At 65.3% G+C, this 19,602-nt stretch carries 16 protein-coding genes; 3 read left to right on the top strand and 13 right to left on the bottom strand.

Features of this window, described 5'->3' with window-relative positions:
- Position 1: 1 nt before the first annotated feature.
- On the bottom strand, positions 2-2,176 hold the full coding sequence (locus DWV00_RS06315; protein ID WP_115532666.1) for a phosphocholine-specific phospholipase C: 2,175 nt from the start codon (positions 2,174-2,176) through the stop codon (positions 2-4).
- A gap of 359 nt (positions 2,177-2,535) precedes the next feature.
- On the opposite strand from DWV00_RS06315, the gene DWV00_RS06310 reads away from it, so the two are divergent.
- The gene (locus tag DWV00_RS06310) at positions 2,536-2,961 is read left to right on the top strand and encodes a fascin domain-containing protein (protein ID WP_115532665.1); all 426 of its coding nucleotides are present in this window, start codon (positions 2,536-2,538) and stop codon (positions 2,959-2,961) included.
- A gap of 84 nt (positions 2,962-3,045) precedes the next feature.
- On the opposite strand, the gene bioB is transcribed toward DWV00_RS06310, so the two are convergent.
- The 12 genes from bioB to DWV00_RS06250 form a co-directional block, all read right to left on the bottom strand.
- Positions 3,046-4,113 carry a biotin synthase BioB gene (gene bioB, locus DWV00_RS06305; protein ID WP_181885374.1) on the bottom strand — a complete coding sequence of 356 codons (1,068 nt, stop codon included), beginning with the start codon at positions 4,111-4,113 and terminating at the stop codon, positions 3,046-3,048.
- Positions 4,114-4,170: 57 nt separating this feature from the next.
- Entirely contained in the window at positions 4,171-4,896 is a 726-nt protein-coding gene (gene bioD / locus DWV00_RS06300) for a dethiobiotin synthase (protein WP_115532857.1), read from the bottom strand.
- Positions 4,897-4,901: 5 nt separating this feature from the next.
- Positions 4,902-6,083, bottom strand: coding sequence for an 8-amino-7-oxononanoate synthase (bioF, locus tag DWV00_RS06295; RefSeq protein ID WP_115532664.1), 1,182 nt, complete (start codon positions 6,081-6,083; stop codon positions 4,902-4,904).
- Positions 6,083-7,390, bottom strand: coding sequence for an adenosylmethionine--8-amino-7-oxononanoate transaminase (gene bioA, locus DWV00_RS06290; RefSeq protein WP_245964755.1), 1,308 nt, complete (start codon positions 7,388-7,390; stop codon positions 6,083-6,085). The genes bioF and bioA overlap by 1 nt, the downstream gene beginning before the upstream one ends.
- Before the next feature lie 609 nt (positions 7,391-7,999).
- On the bottom strand, positions 8,000-9,325 hold the full coding sequence (locus DWV00_RS06285; protein ID WP_115532662.1) for a dienelactone hydrolase family protein: 1,326 nt from the start codon (positions 9,323-9,325) through the stop codon (positions 8,000-8,002).
- A 451-nt stretch (positions 9,326-9,776) separates the two neighbouring features.
- Positions 9,777-10,247, bottom strand: coding sequence for a YchJ family protein (locus tag DWV00_RS06280; RefSeq protein WP_115532661.1), 471 nt, complete (start codon positions 10,245-10,247; stop codon positions 9,777-9,779).
- Positions 10,244-11,377, bottom strand: a complete 1,134-nt coding sequence (locus DWV00_RS06275; RefSeq protein ID WP_115532660.1) for an acyl-CoA dehydrogenase family protein — start codon at positions 11,375-11,377, stop codon at positions 10,244-10,246. The genes DWV00_RS06280 and DWV00_RS06275 overlap by 4 nt, the downstream gene beginning before the upstream one ends.
- 128 nt (positions 11,378-11,505) lie before the next feature.
- Positions 11,506-12,183 carry an SDR family oxidoreductase gene (locus DWV00_RS06270; protein WP_115532659.1) on the bottom strand — a complete coding sequence of 226 codons (678 nt, stop codon included), beginning with the start codon at positions 12,181-12,183 and terminating at the stop codon, positions 11,506-11,508.
- Between the two features lie 120 nt (positions 12,184-12,303).
- A complete protein-coding gene (locus tag DWV00_RS06265) occupies positions 12,304-13,509 on the bottom strand; it encodes an acetyl-CoA C-acetyltransferase (RefSeq protein ID WP_115532658.1) in 1,206 nt (401 codons plus the stop codon).
- On the bottom strand, positions 13,502-14,263 hold the full coding sequence (gene can / locus DWV00_RS06260; RefSeq protein ID WP_115532657.1) for a carbonate dehydratase: 762 nt from the start codon (positions 14,261-14,263) through the stop codon (positions 13,502-13,504). Before can ends, DWV00_RS06265 begins: the two co-directional genes overlap by 8 nt.
- A gap of 79 nt (positions 14,264-14,342) precedes the next feature.
- The gene (aceK, locus tag DWV00_RS06255; protein WP_115532656.1) at positions 14,343-16,196 is read right to left on the bottom strand and encodes a bifunctional isocitrate dehydrogenase kinase/phosphatase; all 1,854 of its coding nucleotides are present in this window, start codon (positions 16,194-16,196) and stop codon (positions 14,343-14,345) included.
- Positions 16,193-16,654 carry a MerR family transcriptional regulator gene (locus DWV00_RS06250; protein WP_115532655.1) on the bottom strand — a complete coding sequence of 154 codons (462 nt, stop codon included), beginning with the start codon at positions 16,652-16,654 and terminating at the stop codon, positions 16,193-16,195. The genes aceK and DWV00_RS06250 overlap by 4 nt, the downstream gene beginning before the upstream one ends.
- 102 nt (positions 16,655-16,756) lie before the next feature.
- On the opposite strand from DWV00_RS06250, the gene DWV00_RS06245 reads away from it, so the two are divergent.
- Both DWV00_RS06245 and DWV00_RS06240 read left to right on the top strand, forming a co-directional pair.
- The gene (locus DWV00_RS06245) at positions 16,757-17,830 is read left to right on the top strand and encodes an MBL fold metallo-hydrolase (protein WP_115532856.1); all 1,074 of its coding nucleotides are present in this window, start codon (positions 16,757-16,759) and stop codon (positions 17,828-17,830) included.
- A 121-nt stretch (positions 17,831-17,951) separates the two neighbouring features.
- Positions 17,952-19,556, top strand: coding sequence for a methyl-accepting chemotaxis protein (locus DWV00_RS06240; RefSeq protein WP_115532654.1), 1,605 nt, complete (start codon positions 17,952-17,954; stop codon positions 19,554-19,556).
- Positions 19,557-19,602 lie beyond the last annotated feature (46 nt).

The raw sequence follows: 19,602 nt of genomic DNA, 5'->3' as shown, positions 1-19,602 counted from the left end.
TTCAGCCGAACGTCGTCACCGGCGCGACGGCTGCCGGGTCGGTGAAGCTCGGGCGCCCCGTTTCCACGTGACCGGCGAAACGCCGGACGAACGTGGGTGCACCGCCGGCCGTCATCGTCGTCTCCGCCGTCACCGTCAAGTCGTACCAATGATGGCTGTCGGCCAGGCGCCAGCAGGCCTCGTGTTCGCTGTGCGGCGCAAGTTCGATTTGCCGCATCGGTACGCCGTAGGCGTTGTCGACGACGGAAAGTCTCACGTGATCATGGCCGCGATTGGCGAAGCGCAGGCACAGGTGCCCGTTCGCGACGTCGTAGCCCGTGGTGACTTCCACGTTTCCCGCGTGGCGTCGGCTGAGTTCGCCATTCGTGCCATTCGTACTATCCGCGCCATCGAGCGTCACGGTGCCGGCGAAGTCGCGCACGAAACCGTTCGGACCGTAGACCGTGAATGTATAGACACCGTTCGTCACGCGCAGATCGAACGCATCGCGCAGCGACTTGTGCGCCTCGACCGTATAGCGCCACGGGCCATCCGTCCGATTCTTCGCATAGACGTAGAAGTTCGCGCCTTGCTCGCCGGTGTTGACGAAATGCAGCGCGAACGTTGCTTCGTCGGCATCCGCGTGCCCGTTCACGTGCAACTCGTAGGGCAGGGCACGCGCGCGGCGCACGCCGGGCTCTTGCGGATCGACGGCACCGGGGGTAGCCGGCACGCTGGGCGGGGGCAGCGTCGAGCACTGGTTGTCGGCGATCGACTTGTAGTTGCTCGTATCGGGCAGCGGCGGCATCGTCGCATCGGGCGAGCGGAAGTCGAATGCCGACGTCAGATCGCCGCAAACCGCGCGGCGCCATGGCGTCAGGTTCGATTCATGAACGCCGAAGCGCGTCTCGATGAAGCGGATCACCGACGTGTGATCGAACACCTGCGAGCACACGAAGCCGCCCTTGGTCCAAGGCGAGACGATGGTCATCGGCACCCGCGGTCCGAGGCCGTAGGGCAGGTTGTCGGCGGTGTAGTGGCCGCCGCGGGCCGGGTTGACGACATTGTGGATCTCGCCGTCGGTCGTGACGGTCGAGAGCCCCTGTGCGCGGGTGGTCGGCGGCTGCGGCGGCACGATGTGGTCGAAGTAGCCGTCGTTTTCGTCGTACATGATGAACAGGACGGTCTTGCTCCACACCTCGGGGTTCGCCGTCAGCGCGTCGAGAATCTGCGACGTGTACTCGGCACCGTAGGCCGGCGTGTACTTCGGATGCTCGGAGTACGCGGCAGGCGGCAGCAGCCACGAGACCTGAGGCAGATTGTTCGCGAGGACGTCGGCTTTCAACTGATCGAGCGAACGCACCGTCATCGCGCGCTGCTGCAGGGGCGAGCCCTGCGGCGCGTCGATGTACTGCGCGAAGTTCATCAGGATGTTCGTGCCGTAGTTGCCGTTCAGCGGATCGACCCAGGTCAGCCCTTGCTGATAGACCTGCCACGAGATGCCGGCCGCCTGCAGGCGCTCGGGGAAAGTCGGCCACGACAGAATCTGGTAGGCGGGCGGCCCGTCGCCGTCCACATAGTCGTTGTTGTCGAGCAGCGGCCCGCCCATCGTGCCGGTCGGATCCACGGTGCCCGTCATCAGATACGAGCGATTCGGGTGCGTCGAGCCGGGAATCGAGCAGAAGTAGTTGTCGCAGACGGTGAACGCATCGGCGAGCGCGTAGTGGAACGGAATGTCCGCGCGCAGGTAGTAGCCCATCGTCAAGTCGGTCTTGTACGCGGGCCACATGTCGTAGCGGCCGGCGTCGATGGCGTTTTGCGTCGCGTACCACGAGTGATCGAGGTCGCCCACGCATTGGGCGCTCGTCGTCTGCGTGTTCAGGTGAAACGGCAGCACGGGCTGCGCGGGGTTCTCCTTCGACGGCTGCCGCCACACGGGAGCGCCGTTCGGCAGCGGGATCGGGAAGCGATCGTTGTAGCCGCGCACGCCGGGAAGATGGCCGAAGTAATGATCGAACGAACGGTTTTCCTGCATGAAAACGACGACGTGCTCGACGTCGCGGATCGTGCCCGTGCGCGAGGCCGCCGGAATCGCGAGTGCGCGGCGGATCGAGTCCGGAAAGATCGTCATCGCGGCGGCGGCGCCGGCCGATTGGGCCATCGATTGAAGGAAACGACGGCGGCTGTTCGAAGTCATCGAGTTCTCCTGGTTCTTCGCTGCGTATTCGTTCGAGGGGTTCGGGGCTTTCGATTGCGGCAGGCAGGGCGGGGGCGAGCGCTATACGCACGCACGCACGCGAGGCGCGGCTGCGCGGCGGACAGTGTGGCGAAACGATAAGAAGAATTTGTGAATCGAGACGGGGCGACGCGTGTCGTCAATGTCTGGCGCGGGAGCGGATGGCGCGATGGTCTGAAATTTCGAGAACCCGCTAGTAGGCCGCTTTGTACGTGCGATAAATGCACGGCAGCAAGGCGCGAACCTAGCCGCAAGAACCCAGCCCAGGTTTCTCGCGAACGGCCGGGGCGTGATTGACCTACTCAGCGGAGCTGGAGCTTATGGATTTCGAGACGATTTATCTCATGACGGAGAATGGACGTTTTGTCTGCACGGATCAATTCGGCGATCTGACGATCAAGAACGATCGAGCTGATGCGAGCTGCAGGCAGCGGGCAGGTTGGGGCGCGGGCGAGTCCACCGTGGTTCTTTACAATCCGGCCGCGGACAGATTTTGGGCGGTCGCGCCGGATCCGGCAACACCGCATGTGGACGGCCTTGTCACGGCTCAAAAGAACGAATGGACGACGTTCAACTACGAATTTGCCGATGCCGATCGAACGTCGATGACGTTGCGTACCGTGAACGGTGACTATGTGTCGCGGATCGACATCGGCCGTCCGCAAGCGTACCTCGCCGCGAGCGCGACGAACGCGGGCGAGGCAAGCCGATTCCGTGTCATTCGTTTCGCGGACGATGCCGCGTGAGCGGGGCTCGGAGCAGAAAGGCCGACAACGAGACGACGGAGGCCGCTAGGGCGAGCGGCCTCCGTCGTCAAGGCGCGCGCGATGTCAGTGGCCGCCGCAGCCGCCCGAGCACGATACGCCGGCTTCCATCGGCTCCGCGCTTCCCGCGCGCATGCCGAGCCGGTCGAGCAGCTTACGGTCGGCATCGGCTTGCGGGTTGCCCGTCGTCAACAATTGATCGCCGTAGAACATCGAATTCGCGCCGGCCAAGAAACACATTGCCTGCAGCGCGTCGTCCATCTGCTGACGCCCGGCCGAAAGCCGCACCACCGCGCGCGGCATCGTAATGCGCGCCACGGCGATCGTGCGCACGAACTCGAACGGATCGATCGGATCGACGTGGCCGAGCGGCGTGCCTTCGATCGCGACGAGATTGTTGATCGGCACCGACTCGGGATACGGGTCCATGTTCGCGAGCTGCGCGATGAGCCCCGCGCGCTCGCGGCGCGATTCGCCCATGCCGATGATGCCGCCGCAGCAAACGTTGATGCCCGCATCGCGCACGCGTTCCAGCGTATCGAGGCGCTCTTGATAGCTGCGCGTCGAAATGATCTGGCCGTAGAACTCGGGCGACGTATCGAGGTTGTGGTTGTAGTAGTCGAGTCCGGCCTCGCGCAGCGTTTTCGCTTGGTCGTCCTCGAGCATGCCGAGCGTCATGCAGGTCTCGAGGCCCATCGCCTTCACGCCGCGGATCATCGCCGTGATCGGCTCGAGGTGCCGCTCTTTCGGGCTGCGCCACGCCGCGCCCATGCAAAAGCGCGTGGCGCCGTTTTCCTTCGCGACGCGCGCCGCATCGAGCACCGCGTCGACGTCCATCAGCTTCTCGGCCTTGAGCCCCGTGTCGTAGTGCGACGATTGCGAGCAGTACTTGCAGTCTTCCTCGCAGCCGCCCGTCTTGATCGAGAGCAGCGTCGAGAGTTGGATCTCGTTGGCGTCGAAGTGCTCGCGATGCGTTTGCTGCGCGCGGTAGAGCAGATCGTTGAACGGCATCTCGTACAGCGCGACGACGTCGGCGACGCGCCAGCGCGGGGCGGCAGTCTCCTTCGCATCGCCGCCGCGCGCCGTGTCGGAGTCTTGCGAGGCGGTCTGCATGGCGTTTTGGGCTTCAGTCATAGCGTGGATCCGGTTGGGAATCGATGGAGTCTAAAGGGCGGGTCGAAAGCGGTCCGATCAACCCGCGTGCGCTTGCAGCGCGCTTAACAGCGTCGTCATGTCGAGGTGCGTCGCGGCCAGTTCCGCCGACGGCGGTGCGAGATAAGGCACGGTGCCGATGAGCGGCACGCCGTGCTCGCGGTGGAGCCAGGTGCGGAGGGTCTCGATGTTTTCGTCGGCGAAGCGCATCTGCGGATCGACGACGTTCGCGACCCAGCCCGCGAGATGCAGGCCGCGCGAGGCGATCGCCTCGGCCGTGAGCAGCGCGTGGTTGATGCAGCCGAGCCGCACGCCGACGACGAGCACGACGGGCAGCCCGAGCGCGAGCGCGAGGTCGGCCGTGTCGCGCTTGTGATCGAGCGGCACGCGAAAGCCGCCGACGCCTTCGACGACGACGACGTCCGCGCGTCGCAGCGCTTCGCGATGACAGTCGACGATCGGCGCGATCTCGAGCGTGCGGCCTTCTTGCGCGGCCACGATGTGCGGGGCGGCCGGCGCTTTGAGCAGGTAAGGCGTTCTGACCTCGGGCGGCAGCAGCGCGCCGGAAGCCGCGTCGAGCTGATCGGCATCCTCGTTGTGCCAGAGGCCGTCTTCCGCGCTCAAATACGCGCCTGCGGCGATCGGCTTCATCGCCGCGGCGGACAGCCCCGCCTTGGCGAATCCGCGCAGCAGCGCGCACGAGACGAGCGTTTTGCCGATCTCGGTATCGGTGCCGGTGACGAACAAGGAAAGCGGCGGCGTCATGCGCGTCATGCAGATTCTCCCGTGAGAGCGAGGGCGGCCTCTAGCCGGTCGAGATCGGCGAAGCTGTGGCCCGCCGAAAGCGAAACGCGCAGGCGAGAAGTACCGGCCGGCACGGTGGGCGGCCTGATGGCCGGCACCCATAATCCTTCTGCGTCCATGCGGGCCGCGAGCGCGAGCGTCTCCTCGTTGCTGCCGATGATGAGCGGCTGCACCGCGGTCGGCGAATCGATCGGGCGCCAGCGCGTGCTCCGCAAGATCGTCCGCGTGCGCTCGATCAGCGCCTGCAGATGCCGGCGGCGCGCCTCGCCTTCCTCGCCCGCGATCAGCGCGAGGCTGGCCGAGACGGCATGCGCTTCGGCAGGCGACGCGGCCGTCGTGAAGATATAGGGCCGCGCGCGCTGCAGCAGCCATTCGACGACCGTCTCGTGCGCGATGACGGCAGCCCCGGCCACGCCGACGGCCTTGCCGAACGTGCACAGGTAGACGAGATGCGGCGAGCGCAGCGCGGCCTGCGCCACGGCGCCCCGGCCCTGCGGGCCCAGCACGCCGAAGCCGTGGGCGTCGTCTACGAGGAGCCACGCGCCATGCCGCTCGGCCAGTTCGAGCAGCCGCGCGAGGGGGGCGATACTGCCGTCCATGCTGAACACGGCATCGGTGACGATCACCTTCGCCGAGGCATCGGAGGCGTCGAGCATCGCCGAGAGTGCTTCGGTATCCGCGTGAGGATAGATTTGCACCTCGGCACGCGACAGCCGCGCACCGTCGATCAGCGAGGCGTGGTTCAGCGCGTCGGAAAACAGCGTCGTGCCGCGTCCCGCGAGCGCGGTGACGGCGGCGAGATTCGACATGTAGCCCGTCGAGAACGTGAGCGCGCGCGGCGTATCGACGAAGCCGCCCGCGAACGCCGCGAGTTCGTCCTCGAGGATCGCGTGCGCGCGCGAATGGCCGCCGAGCAGGTGCGAGCCACCGCTGCCCGCGCCGTAGCGATGCGCGCCTTGCGCGACGGCTTCGGCCAGCAGCGGATGCGCGGCGAGCCCGAGGTAGTCGTTGCTCGCGAAGCCGACGATCGCACGGCCGTCCACCGTCATATGCGCGGCGCACGGCGTGTCGGCGACGCGGCGCCGGCGCGTGAGCCCGCGCGCGTCGAGATCGGAGAGGCCTTCTTTCAAGGTATCGAGCAGAACCATCATCGAACTCCCGCTGCCAGTGTGGCTTCGAACGTCTCGCGAGTGCGCGAGGCGAGCAGTGCAATCGTTTCGGAGTCCAAAATATACGGCGGCATCAAGTAGACGGTCGTGCCGATCGGCCGCAGCAGCAGCTCTCGCGACAAAGCTTGTTCGAAGAAGCGACGGGAGAACGTGCGTGCGGCGTCCCCCTCGACGGCCGCGTCGAACGCGACGATCGTGCCGGTGCGACGGAAGTGGCGCACGGCTTCATGCGAGCGAAGCGGCGACAGCGCCTCCATCAAGAGGGCGCTCTTCTTTTCGTTTTGCGCGAGCACGTCGTCGCGCGCGAACAGGTCGAGCGTGGCGAGCGCTGCCCGGCAGGCGAGCGGATTGCCCGTGTACGAATGCGAATGCAGGAAGCCGCGTGTAGTGTCGTCGTCGTAGAACGCGGCATAGATCTCGTCGCGCGAGAGGACGAGCGAGAGCGGCAGGTAGCCGCCGCTGATCCCTTTCGACAGGCAAAGGAAATCGGGCCAAATGCCGGCTTGCTCGCAGGCGAAGAAGGTACCGGTGCGGCCGCAGCCGACGGCGATTTCATCGGCGATCAAATGCACGTCGTATTCGTCGCATAGCTTGCGCAGGCCCGCCACGTAGGCGCTGTCGTGCATCGCCATCCCGGCCGCGCATTGCACGAGCGGCTCGACGATGAGCGCGGCGATGCGCGAGCCATGCGTTTCGAGCCGGGCTCGGACGTCCTCGAGCGCGCGCTGCGCGACGTCCCCCGCGCTTTCGCCGGATCCGGCACGGCGCGCGTCGGGCGAGGCGACGATGTGGGCGGAGCGGATCAGCGGGTCGTAGGCATCCTTGAACAAGGCCACGTCGGTCACGCCGAGCGCGCCGATCGTCTCGCCGTGATAGCCGTTGGCGACGCAGACGAATTCGCGCTTTTCCGCCCGGCCCCGGTTGCGCCAGTAGTGGAAGCTCATTTTCAACGCGATCTCGACGGCGCATGCGCCGTCCGATGCGAAGAACGCGTGGCCGAGCGTGCCGTGCGTCATGGCCGACAGCCGCTCGGCGAGTTCGACGGCGCATTCGTGCGTACAGCCCGCGAGCATCGCATGCTCGAGCGTGTCCAACTGCAGCTTCAACGCGGCATTGATGTCGTCGTTCGCGTGGCCGAACAGGTTGACCCACCACGAACTGATGGCGTCGAGATAGCGATGGCCCGCCCGGTCGTAGAGCCAGGCGCCTTTACCTCGAGCCACGGGCACGAGCGGCAGCCGCTCGTGGTGCTTCATCTGCGTGCACGGATGCCAGACGGCCTTCAGGCTGCGGGCGACCCAATCGCGTTCGGCTGCGTCGTGGTGGGCGTGGTCCCGCGCTTGACGTTCGTCTGTTGCTTGTCTGTTCAATCACCGCTCCATCGCGCGAAAGCGGCGCGCGGTCGCGCCCTATTCATGCGGAAAACGCGCGACAGGTCTGTCGATTCGCCATGCTCGACAGGCGCCGCGTGGACAAAAACGGCGTGAGATTAACGCGTTCGGCGCGCGATTGCACCTGCCCCTGGACGGCGGTCCGACGGGCGCTTGGACGCAGTTGGGACCATCTGGCGACGCTTTTGGGGGAATCGATTGAAATGGACTCAGTTAGCGACGGCAGAGCGGGACCCCCCACGGAAAATTTTTTTCGGCTCGGTGGGCAAAACCGGTTCGCAGGCGGCCTGCCTGGCTTCTCAAACGTCGGAGGGATAGGGGTAAACGAACGGCTAGCCTCGAGCGCGCCCGGGCATTTTCGGGCGGTGTTGCTGTCCGGTTTCTCTAGTGATGGGTGATCGACGCCTGCCGACGGCGCAGGTCGTCAAACGCAAGGAGAGCGCCGCTTGAAACCGACGGCCGCTGGCGAACTCGCTTGAATTCGCTCGAACCCGATCGCCGGGTTCAGTCGCGGCTAGCCAGCGAGGATTCGTCCGCGTCCTCGTGCGTCGTCGACGATGCGGTTTGCGAAGTGGAGGAAGACTTGTCGTTCCAAACGACGTGATTGTCGACGGCGTAGAGCCGGCACGGCGAGTTGCCGTTTTCCTTGCTGCAGTTGGCGAGCGCGGTCGACATCGGATTGTCGCCGCCTTCGGCCCAGGACCATGCGCCCGTGGACGATACGGCGAACGCGCGCGTCGGGTACTGCTCGAGGAACGTGCGGTAGGCGGCGCGGCCGGCCTCGTCGAGGTAAGGCACGGCATTGATCGAGTCGATCGCGGCGAAGCCCGACGGCTGCGGAATCGCCGGCGCCTGCACTTCGTACTGCACACGCGTGGGCATGCCGATCCGCTCGAGGAATGCCTCGACGGTCGGCCACCAGATCCGCACGCCGTCGCGATCGACGACGAGCCGGTGCGCATCGTTCTTGTAATCGCCGAAGTCAACCATCTTGGCGCGCGCGCCGTGCTCGACGTAGCCGGCGTACATGCGCTTCGTCAAGTTAGGACTCCAAACGGAATCGTTGTCGCCGTAGATCCACAGCGAAGGCACGTGCACGCTCTCGCCGTACTGCTCGAACGCGTGCGTGAGGTTGTCTTGCCAGCCGGCGCAGGCGTCTTGCCGCAGGCCGCCCGAGAAATTGATGAGGCCGCGCACGCCCTGCGCGGCGTTCATGCCGTACGCCATCGTGGTCAGGCCGCCGTGCGACGTGCCTGCCACGACCATGTGCGATGCATCGACGTACGATTTGCCCGACATATAGGCGATCGTCGCTTTCACGTCGGCGGCTTGCGCCACGCCGTTCTTTTCGACGTCGCAGCCTTCCTGCTGGTAGGTGCCGCCCGAATCGGCAAAACCTTCGCGATTCGGCGCGACGACGACATAGCCGCGCCGCACGAACTCGCGGGCGAACGAGAGCGGACGGCTGCGCGGCTGCGCGCGCGGGTCGCCCTCGATCTTTCCGTGGTTGAACACGACAAGCGGGAACGGACCCTCGCCGTCGGGTTTGTAGATGGTCGCCTCGAGCGTAATTGTTCCGGCTGCATCGACGGGGATGCGCACGATGTGCTCGTTCATGTTGCCCGCGAGCGAGGGCAACGCATAATCGGTGGTGCCGAAGTCGAGCGGTGCGACGCTCGCGCGGCCGAGCGGCCTCGTATCATCGTTCGAGGCGATCGTCATTTCGCGCATGGCGTGCGTATCGCTCGGCGAGGATACGTCCGCGCCGGCAAAAGCGCTGGCCCATGCGCACGCGCACAAACAACCGACGAATACGTTTTTAAAACTCATGCGCGTGTTTGCCCTGATTACAAATTTGCGTCGCGGGGACTATCCGGTCCGATTGATCAATCGATCGATCAATCCGATCTAGCCAGTATCCGCGAGCCGTTCGTGACGCCGTTACCCGAAAAGAGGCCGGCACCGGCCGCAATTTGGCCCATCGGCGGCGGGACGGCGGCAGCCGATCGTGCAAAACGGCGGGAACGGGGTGCGTGGCGGTGAGCCGCTAAGAATTAAACAAGGGCTTAATCCATTGCGCGGTTGTGTCACCGGCATTTGCAGCCGGCTAGGCCGTCAAGAAACGAAGACGCCCCAAAACACCGATGCACCACAAGCATGGCCATCGTAGCGTCGCCGAAATGAAACGCGCAATGCAGGAGAACCCGGGGCGCGCGAGCGGTCCGGGTCGATGTGTCGGCAACCTTTGCCTGCGCAAAGATCGCCTGAAAAAGGGCGCAAGTTAGCGCTCGCTGACGTCGCCGTCCACGTAGCGCCAGCGTTCGTCGTCGCCGCGCACGAAGCGGCTGACCTCGTGCAGTCGATGTCCGCGTCCGCCCTGTTTGTAGCGGGCGACGAATTCGACGATCGCGTGCCGGGCGTCTTGCGGTTCGAATCGCTTCACTTGCAAGCCGAGCCAGCGCGGCGCATCGGGTGCGTCCGTCTCGACGTCGAGATCGGCGGGACAGGTGGCAGGGTCCCATGTCGCGCGCAGGTAGTCTGTGTGACCGAGCACATAGGCGGTGTAGCGCGAACGCATCAGTTCGAGCGCGGTCGGGGCCACGGCGCGGCCGTCGAGGTAGGGGCCGCAGCAGGCGTCGAACCGCGGCGCCCGCGCACCCCCCGGGCGGCCCGGTGCCGTGCCCGCGCACGGACATTCGAGTGGCGCCTGCTTGCTCGCGTCGGCTGCCGCTGTTGTCGGCGCCGTTGTCATTGCGCCAGGCCTCGCGCGATCAGAATCTTCTGGATATCGCTCGTGCCCTCATAGATCTGACAAACGCGCACGTCGCGATAGATGCGTTCGACGGGGAAGTCGCTGACGTAGCCGTAGCCACCGAATGCTTGGATCGCGCTCGAGCAGATGCGCTCGGCCGCCTCGGAGGCGAACAGCTTGGCCATCGCCGCTTCGGTCAGGCACGGCAGGCCCGCGTCCTTGAGCGAGGCGGCATGCCAGACGAGCTGACGCGCGGCTTCGAGTTGCGTGGCCATCTCGGCGAAGCGGAATTGAACGGCCTGGTGCGCATACAGAGGCTGGCCGAAGCTTTCCCGTTCGCGCGCATAGGCGAGCGCCGCCTCAAACGCCGCGCGCGCCATGCCGACGCTTTGCGCCGCGATGCCGATGCGTCCGCCTTCTAGCCCCGAGAGCGCAATCTTGTAGCCTTCGCCCTCGGCGCCGATCCGATTGGCGGCCGGGATCCGGCAGCCTTCGAAGACGATCTGCGCCGTGTCCGACGAATGCTGGCCGAGTTTGTCTTCGAGCCGGGCGACGATGTAGCCGGGCGCATTCGTCGGCACGATGAACGCGCTGATGCCGCGCTTGCCGGCGGCTTTGTCGGTGACGGCCATCACGATTGCGACGTCGCCGTTCTTGCCGCTCGTAATGAATTGCTTGACGCCGTCGATGACGTAGCTGTCGCCGTCGCGCACGGCGACTGTGCGCAGCGCCGATGCGTCCGACCCCGCTTGCGGTTCGGTCAGACAAAACGCGCCGAGCATGTCGCCGCTCGCGAGCGGGGTGAGCCATTCGCGCTTTTGCTGCTCGCTGCCGTAGGCGAGCAAGATGCTGCAAACGGGGCAATTATTGACGGAGACGGCTGTGGACGTGCCGCCGTCGCCTGCCGCGATTTCCTCGAGCATGATCGCCAGCGCGAGCGCATCGAGCCCCGCGCCGCCATACTCGCTCGGCACGAGCACGCCGTAGGCGCCGAGTTCGGCAAGCTGCTTGTGCACGGTTTTCGGGAACGTGCGCTCGCGATCCCACGCGGCCGCGTGCGGCGCGATGGCCTCGCGCACGAACGTGCGCACGGCGTCGCGTATCATCGAGTGGTCTTGGTCGAGCACCATGGAGGATGTCTCCGTGAATTCCGTATTTGGTTAGGACTGCTTTCTAATCATTGTGGCCGGCGTGAGGTCGCAGCGAGGCCGGTGCGCGCCGAGCATGACGTTCGCCGGAACTACCGGAACTACCGGGACTACCAATCGATCGCCGTGCCGTCGTATTGCACGAACCGGCCGTGATAGGTCTCGCGATCGACCGATGCCGCTGCAATGACCGCGCGCATGCCCGAGACGCTGCGCTCGACGTCGATCGCCGCTTGCGCGCCGCCCATGGCGGTGCGCACCCAGCCAGGGTGAAGCGAGAGGCAGGTCGCGCGCCGCGTCTGCAACGATGCGACGCGCAGCGCGCAGTTCAGGGCGGCCTTGCTCGTGCGATAGAGCCAGCCCGTCGTGCCCGTCGCTTCGGCAATGCTGCCCATGCGGCTGGACACGACACCGAGCACGCCATGCGCCGATTCGACGAGCGGCAGCAGCACCGGCATCAGCATCATCGGGCCGCGCACGTTCGTCGTCATGACGTAATCGAAATCCTCGACCGTGAACGGCTCGACCCCTTCCGTGGCCGGTCCGTAGACGCCGGCCACGATCAGCGCCGTGTCGAGCCGCTCGCCCGCGAGCTTGGATTCGAGCGCGGCGATGTCGTCCGGCTCGGTGACGTCGAGGGAAATCGACGTGGCGTTCAACGAATCGAGTTCGGCGAGCGCGCGGTCGTCGCGCGCCGTGGCGATCACGCGCCATCCGGCCGCGTCGTACTGGCGCACGAACTCATGACCGAGGCCGCGCGATGCGCCGACGATCAAGACTGTCTTCATCGATCACCTCCTTTCCGATGCGTTGGACGCGTTGAATGCGTTCCTTACGCCCGATGCCTTCGATTCGACCTCGACCTTGACCGGCGCGCCGATCGACGCGCCGGCACGGCACGCCTTCGATCAAACGAGTTCGATCCCCATCGCCGTCGCCTCGCCGCCGCCGATGCACAGGCTCGCGACGCCGCGCTTGGCGCCGCGATTGCGCAGCGCGCCGATCAGCGTGACGAGGATGCGCGCGCCCGACGCGCCGATCGGATGGCCGAGCGCACAGGCCCCGCCGTTCACGTTGACTTTCTCGTGCGGCAGCGCATGGTCCTTCATCGCCGCCATCGTGACGACGGCGAACGCTTCGTTGACTTCATAGAGATCGACGTCGTTCGCGCGCCACTCGTTCTTTTCGAGCAGCTTGCGGATCGCGCCGACGGGCGCCGTGGTGAACTTCGACGGCTCTTGCGCGAACGTCGAGTGGCCGACGACGCGAGCGAGCGGCGCGAGGCCGAGCTTCTCGGCGGTCGACGCGCGCATCATGACGAGCGCGGCAGCGCCGTCGGAGATCGACGACGCGTTCGCGGCCGTGACGGTGCCCGTCTTGCTGAAGGCCGGCTTGAGCGTCGGAATCTTGTCGAGATTGGCCTTGAACGGCTGCTCGTCGCGCGAGATCGTGACTTCGTCGCCCTTGCGGCCCGCCACCTTTACCGGGGCGATCTCCCATGCGAACGAGCCGTCCTCGTTCGCGCGTTTCGCACGCACGAGCGATTCGATGGCGAACGCGTCCTGCTGCTCGCGCGTGAAGCCGTAGGCGCTCGCGCACTCCTCGGCGAAGGTGCCCATGAGGCGGCCCTTGTCGTAGGCGTCTTCCAGGCCGTCGAGGAACATGTGATCGAGTACTTGCCCGTGTCCCATGCGCATGCCGCCGCGTGCCTTGGGCAGCAGATACGGCGCGTTCGTCATGCTTTCCATGCCGCCCGCGATCATGACGTCGACCGAGCCGGCCGCCAGCATGTCATGCGCGAACATCGCCGCGCGCATGCCCGAGCCGCACATCTTGTTGACGGTCGTGCAGCCCGTCGCGAGCGGCAGGCCCGCGCCCAATGCCGCTTGCCGTGCCGGTGCTTGGCCGAGGCCCGCGGGCAGCACGCACCCCATCAGCACTTCCTCGATTTGCTCGGCTTTCAGCCCCGAGCGTTCGACCGCGGCGGCAATGGCGCTCGACCCGAGCTGCGGCGACGTGAGCGAGGCGAACTCGCCCTGGAAGGCCGCCATCGGCGTGCGGGCCGCCGAGACGATGACGATCGGATCCTTCGTGTTGCGCGTTGCATCAGTCATGCTTGATCTCCTTGATCACGCCCTTGGCGATGCCCTCGATCTCGGCGAGGCTCGCGGCGTCGGCGGCGAGGACGTCGTTCTGCGCCGATCCCGCCTGCTTGGCGGACAGCGCGGCGATACAGCGTTGATAGGTCGGCTCGAGCTCGTCGGCGCCCGATACGGTCATGCCCATGTTGCGCACGCGTCCGTCGTGCACGCCGTAGGCGAGCGCGTGCACCGTGAGCGGCTGGCTGCGGGCCCAGGCATCGGTGACGATCGTCGTGCGGCAGACGTTGACGACTTGCTCGATCGTATTGAGTTCGACGAGGCGGCGATGACGCGTCACCATCGGCCACTCCTCGAGCAGTGCGGCATGCTTGGCGCGCACGTCCTGGATGTGGTGCAGCCAGTTGTCGGCCAAGCCGACGCGGCGGTCGTGCAGCGCGGCGCCGACGCCGGAGCAGCCGTAGTGCCCCACCACCATGATGTGCTTGACCTTGAGCAGATCGACGGCGAACTGGATGACCGACAGGCAGTTCAGATCCGAGTGGACGACGACGTTCGCGATGTTGCGGTGGACGAACACTTCGCCCGGCGGCAGGCCGATGATCTGGTTCGCGGGCACGCGCGAATCGGAGCAGCCGATCCAGAGATACTCGGGCGCCTGCTGATCGGCAAGGCGTGCGAAGTATTGCGGGTCTTCGGCGAGCTTGCGCTCGACCCATGCTTCGTTGTTGGCGAATAGCTGGGCGAGCGGATGGTTCTGATCGTTCATAGTGCGTCGTCTGCGTCGTGGTGGTTGAGCCCTGAAGGGCTATCGGGGGGACGGCGGCCGGGTATGCGTCGCTCGTCGCTCATGCCGCGCGAGCGGCGTCGGGGCCGCTGCCGTCCGCGCGCGCCGATGCGGCGTCTTGCACCGTATCGGCATCGCGCGGCGCGGCGAACCGCGCGGGAAAGCGATTGCAAAAGCGCACGCCGCCGTCATAGGGAAAGAAGTCGGGCAATTCGCCCTTGAGCAGCAGATCCTTGTGTTTTTGCCAGAGCTTGGGGTCGAAGAAATCGGCGTGATGGCGCATGAAGTACTGGCGCACCGTGGGATCGCCGAGCAGGAACGTCGAATAGGTTTCGGGGAAGATGTCGTTCGGCGCGACGCTGTACCAGGGTTCGGCCGACATTTCATCCTCCTCGGTCCGCGCCTGCGGCACGTGGCGCACGTTGCAGTCCGTCAGATATTCGATCTCGTCATAGTCGTAGAAGACGACCCGGCCGTGGCGCGTCACGCCGAAGTTCTTGTAGAGCATGTCGCCCGGGAAGATGTTCGCCTGCATGAGCTCCTTGACCGCATCGCCGTACTCCTTGATCGCGTGTTCGATGTCGGCTTCGTTGCCGTTTTGCAGGAACATGTTGAGCGGCACCATGCGGCGCTCGATATAAACGTGCTTGATGACGAGGCAGTCGCCTTCGTACTCGATCATCGAAGGCGCTTCTTTCTCGAGTTCGCGCACGAGCATCTCGTCCAGGCGCGAGAGCGGCAGCGCGACGCTCGAGTATTCGAGCGTGTCGGCCATGCGCCCGAGTCGGTCGTGGCGCTTCACGAGCAGATACTTGTCTTGGATCTTCTGGCGCGTCGTATCTTTCGGCGGCGGAAATACGTCCTTGATGATCTTGAAGACGTACGGGAACGACGGCAGCGTGAACACGACCATCACGAGCCCCTTGATCCCGGGCGCGACGATGAAGTGGTCGCTCGAATGCGAAAGATGCTTGAGCAGATCGCGGTAGAAGTTGTTCTTGCCTTGCTTCTGCAAACCGACGGACGTATAGATTTCAGCCTTCGGCTTGCCCGGCATGACCGTGCCGAGGAAATCGACGTAGGCCGAGGGCACGTCCATGTCGACGAGAAAGTACGAGTGCGAAAAGCTGAAGATGATCAGGAGCTGTTCGCGCTTGAGCAGGACGGTATCGAGCGCGAGCAGGCCCGGCTTCACATGGCGGATCGGCACGGCGAACGGCACCATGACTTCGCCGTTGATGATGCGGCCGATGATGTAGGCGGCTTTGTTGCGGAAGAACAGCGACGACAGCACATGCACCTGGAAGTTGAACGCTTCCGAAAACGCGCCGAACGTGTCGTGGATCGTATCGATGATGCAGGCGACGTCGCGCGTCAAATCCTCGAAGGGCGGCTCGAGCTGAAAATTCGTGACGATGCGCTCGAGCGTCGCGGGCAGGCCGTCCTTGCCGGGGTAGTAGGCGCGATAGGTCGGCTTGGCGGCCGGCTCCTCGTTCTCGAGGTATTCCGTCGAAATCACGGGCCGCACGAAGATGAAGTCGTTGTTGAAGTACGAGCGGTGCAGGATCTTGCAGCAGACCGAGTTGAAGAACGTTTCGGCGCATTCGGGCTGCAGGTGGTTCGTCAGCAGGCCGATGTAGTGCAGCTTGATCTGCTGCCAGACTTCGTCGTCGATGTTCTCGGCGTCGTATTCGTCCTCGAGCAGGCGCACGCATTCGTCGACGCGATCGTCGTACGATGCGATCCGGTCGCGCGCGAGCGTCTGCAGCGCGAGCCAGTCGGCGGCTTCGAACAGCGTCTTCGCATGCACGGCCGCCGCGCGAAAATTGCTGTAATGGCCATTAAAGCCCTCGAGCATCGTCTGCGCGACGTCGAAGCCGATCTGCGACGACAGCAGTTTGGGAAAGTGCTTCATGGGCGCTCGGACTCGGATTGGGCGAGATTGTCGTTCGAGGCATCGGTACGACTACCGCTGCGCACGCAGTCGATACCGTTCTCGGCCAGCATCGAGCGGCACTGCGTTTCGTATTGCGCGAGATCCTCGAGCGTGGCCGTCAAATCCTCGAGCTGACGTTCGAGCACTTGGCGGTGCTCGGCGATCGTCGCGAGGAACGCATGCAATTGCGGTACGGTATCGGTTGGCGATTCGTACAGGTCGAGCAAATCCCGAATCTCGGACAGCGTGAAGCCCAGCCGTTTGCCCCGCAGCGTCAGCTTCAGACGCGTGCGGTCGCGATTCGAATAAACGCGCCGCAGGCCGCTCGAGCCCTCGCGGCGCGGCGCGAGCAGCCCCTGGTCTTCGTAGAAGCGGATGGCGCGGGGCGTGACGTCGAATTCGCGTGCGAGTTCGGTGATCGTGAAGTGCTGGTTCATGGCGGGTGCGTCGGGGTAGAATCGACGGACGTTTACGTTATCGTCAACTTGAATATTGTGCAACTGGCGATGGGCCGGTTGCGTTCGACCGAGATTTTGCCGATGAATGCGTTGGAACACCAACTCGATTATCCGTTCACCGATACGTTGCCCGACCCGGGGCGGTTGCACGAGGTTGCGCCCGGTGTCTATTGGGTGCGCATGCCGCTGCCGTTCGCGCTCGACCACATCAATCTATGGCTGCTCCGTGACGAAATCGACGGCCGGGCAGGATGGACCGTCGTCGATTGCGGCATTGCCGACGACACCATCAAAGCCAACTGGGAGCACGTTTTCGAGCACGAGCTGGGGGGGCTGCCCGTCTTGCGCACGATCGTCACGCATTGTCACCCCGATCATCTCGGGCTGGCCGATTGGATCTGCAAGGGCGGCGAGCGCGAGCGCTGGAACGTGCGGCTGTGGATCACGCTCGGCGAATACATGCTCGGACGCGTGATGGCCGCCGGCGACGGATCGAATGCCGGAGGCGAGGGCGCGGCGCGCCACTTCGCTCGCCACGGTTTGGCGGATCCCGTCGCACTCGATAAGCTGCGCAACCGGCGCGACTACTACGCGAAGCTGGTCCCGTCGATGCCGACGCAGTATCGGCGCATGCGCGAAGGCGATGTCGTGCCCATCGGCGGGAATGCTTGGCGCGTCGTCACGGGGTACGGCCACTCGCCCGAACACGCGGCGCTTTTCTGCGAGGCCACCGGCGTGCTGATTTCGGGCGACATGGTGCTGCCGCGTATTTCGACGAACGTCTCCGTCTTCGACATCGAACCGGAGGGCAATCCGCTGGCGCTGTATCTGGAATCGCTCGGGCGCTATGAGCAGATGCCGGCCGATACGCTCGTGCTGCCGTCGCACGGCAAGCCGTTCCGCGGCCTGCATACGCGTATCGCTCAGTTGCGCGCGCATCACGTGGCGCGGCTGGCCGAGGTGAGCGAGGCCTGCGCCGCCCGGCCGATGAGCGCGGCCGACATCGTGCCGCTGATGTTCAAGCGCGCGCTGGATATTCATCAGACGACGTTCGCGATGGGCGAGGCGCTCGCTCACTTGCACCTGCTGTGGCTGGCGGGCGAACTCGAGCGGCAGGAGGGCGGGGACGGCGTCGTGCGGTTTGCGCCTGCGTAGTAGGATTTTTTGGTGTTTGTCCGCACTCAATGTTCATCGGCGGCCCGCCGTAAAGACATGAGACGACCCGCAACAGGCAGTGCGCGCGTCCATGTCCGCCATCCTAATCGCGAGGCCTACGATGAATATTCGGCGCAAGCTGCAAGTGTTTTCACTGGTGACCGTGCTCTCGATGGGCGCCGGCGTTCTCATATGCGCAATCGGCCTGAATGCGGCGATGAAGGCCGAAGACGTCTCGCACGAACGAGAGAAAGTCTTGCAGGGCGTCACCGAAATCAAGGCGAGCGCGCTCTCCACGATTCAGCTCGATCCGACGGCCGACGATACCAAGAAGATCTTCTCGGACGCCGAGCACAACGTCGACAAGTGGTCGTCGACGTTGAACTCGACGATCGTCGATCCCACGCGTGCCGACGCGTTCCGCGCCATCGTCGCCAAGTGGACCGCGTACGACCGGAAGTCGCATGCGCTGTTCGACCTCGCGACGCATGACGCGAAGGGCGCCACCGACCAGACGACGGCCCTCTATCACTCCGATTTCGAGCCGTTCCAGCACGACCTCGAAAAGATGGCGACGGAGATGAACAAGGTCGCCGAGCGGCGCAGCGCCGATGCGCACTCGCTCGTCGATACGGTGTTCATCATCGTGCTTTCGGTCATGCTGACCGGCATGGCAATCGTCTGCGCCATGATCTTCAAGCTCTCGCGCTCCCTCAACGCCGGTATTACCTCGCTGCGGGGGGCGATCGAGCGCATCAGCGGTTCGCGCGATTTCACGCTGCGCGCGCCGGTGCTCGGCAACGACGAACTGACGCGCATCGCCATCGCATTCAACGATCTGATCGAACGCGTGTCGGCTGCGCTGCGCGAAGTGTGGACGGCCTCCGAATCGGCCAACAGCGCGACGCATGAAATCGCCGCCGGCAATGCCGATCTGTCGGCCCGAACCGAGACGCAAGCCGCTTCGCTCGAAGAAAGCGCGGCGAGCATGGAGGAACTGACGGCTACCGTGTCGCAGAACGCCGAGAACGCCGAGAACGCCAAGGCGGCGAGCGCGCTGGCCGGCAACGCTTCATCGGTCGCTCATACGGCGCACGGTGTCGTCGAGGCGATGGTGGGGACGATGGCCGAGATCAGCCGGCATTCGTCGCGCATCGGAGAAATCACCGCGCTGATCGAGGGCATCGCGTTCCAGACGAACATCCTCGCGCTCAATGCCGCCGTGGAAGCGGCGCGCGCCGGCGAGCAAGGCAGAGGCTTCGCCGTCGTGGCGGGCGAAGTGCGCAGCCTCGCGCAGCGCGCATCGAGCGCGGCCAAGGAAATCAAGGGGTTGATCGAGTCGTCGGTCACGACGGTCACCACCGGCGAGTCGCAAGCGGCACAGGTCCGGCGCACGATGGCCGAGATCCAGCAGGGTGCCGGTAAAGTGGCCGACGTCGTCGATGAAATTTCGGCCGCATCGAGCGAGCAGAGTCGCGGCATCGCGCAGGTCAATCAAGCGGTCAGCCACATGGATGAAGTCACGCAGCAAAATGCGGCGCTCGTCGAAGAGCTGTCGGCCGCTTCGCAGTCGATGGCTCAGCAGATGCAAGCGCTGCGTGACGCGATCGCGATGTTCAATGTCGGCGAAACGTCGCAGGCTGCCGTGGCGCACCGCCCCACGCATCTCTCCGCGGTGAGGTCGAGTTCAAGCCCGTCATCGCGCACGACACGGCTGGCGGCGTGAAGTTGGCGGCGGCGGGCCGGCCCACGTCTCCGCACGCGAGCCGCCC

This window comes from Trinickia dinghuensis, from assembly GCF_003367175.1.
In the GTDB taxonomy this organism is placed as follows: Bacteria; Pseudomonadota; Gammaproteobacteria; order Burkholderiales; family Burkholderiaceae; genus Trinickia; species Trinickia dinghuensis.
Note: the sequence above shows the minus strand (reverse complement) of the source record. Positions and strands in the feature narration are given on the sequence as shown.

What these genes read in the sequence shown, in the direction of transcription:
- DWV00_RS06315 (WP_115532666.1), bottom strand. Translation starts at nt 2,176, where the DNA reads ATGACTTCGAACAGCCGCCGTCGTTTCCTTCAATCGATGGCCCAATCG.
- DWV00_RS06310 (WP_115532665.1), top strand. Translation starts at nt 2,536, where the DNA reads ATGGATTTCGAGACGATTTATCTCATGACGGAGAATGGACGTTTTGTC.
- bioB (WP_181885374.1), bottom strand. Translation starts at nt 4,113, where the DNA reads ATGACTGAAGCCCAAAACGCCATGCAGACCGCCTCGCAAGACTCCGAC.
- bioD (WP_115532857.1), bottom strand. Translation starts at nt 4,896, where the DNA reads ATGACGCCGCCGCTTTCCTTGTTCGTCACCGGCACCGATACCGAGATC.
- bioF (WP_115532664.1), bottom strand. Translation starts at nt 6,083, where the DNA reads ATGGTTCTGCTCGATACCTTGAAAGAAGGCCTCTCCGATCTCGACGCG.
- DWV00_RS06285 (WP_115532662.1), bottom strand. Translation starts at nt 9,325, where the DNA reads ATGAGTTTTAAAAACGTATTCGTCGGTTGTTTGTGCGCGTGCGCATGG.
- DWV00_RS06280 (WP_115532661.1), bottom strand. Translation starts at nt 10,247, where the DNA reads ATGACAACGGCGCCGACAACAGCGGCAGCCGACGCGAGCAAGCAGGCG.
- DWV00_RS06275 (WP_115532660.1), bottom strand. Translation starts at nt 11,377, where the DNA reads ATGGTGCTCGACCAAGACCACTCGATGATACGCGACGCCGTGCGCACG.
- DWV00_RS06270 (WP_115532659.1), bottom strand. Translation starts at nt 12,183, where the DNA reads ATGAAGACAGTCTTGATCGTCGGCGCATCGCGCGGCCTCGGTCATGAG.
- DWV00_RS06265 (WP_115532658.1), bottom strand. Translation starts at nt 13,509, where the DNA reads ATGACTGATGCAACGCGCAACACGAAGGATCCGATCGTCATCGTCTCG.
- can (WP_115532657.1), bottom strand. Translation starts at nt 14,263, where the DNA reads ATGAACGATCAGAACCATCCGCTCGCCCAGCTATTCGCCAACAACGAA.
- aceK (WP_115532656.1), bottom strand. Translation starts at nt 16,196, where the DNA reads ATGAAGCACTTTCCCAAACTGCTGTCGTCGCAGATCGGCTTCGACGTC.
- DWV00_RS06250 (WP_115532655.1), bottom strand. Translation starts at nt 16,654, where the DNA reads ATGAACCAGCACTTCACGATCACCGAACTCGCACGCGAATTCGACGTC.
- DWV00_RS06245 (WP_115532856.1), top strand. Translation starts at nt 16,757, where the DNA reads ATGAATGCGTTGGAACACCAACTCGATTATCCGTTCACCGATACGTTG.
- DWV00_RS06240 (WP_115532654.1), top strand. Translation starts at nt 17,952, where the DNA reads ATGAATATTCGGCGCAAGCTGCAAGTGTTTTCACTGGTGACCGTGCTC.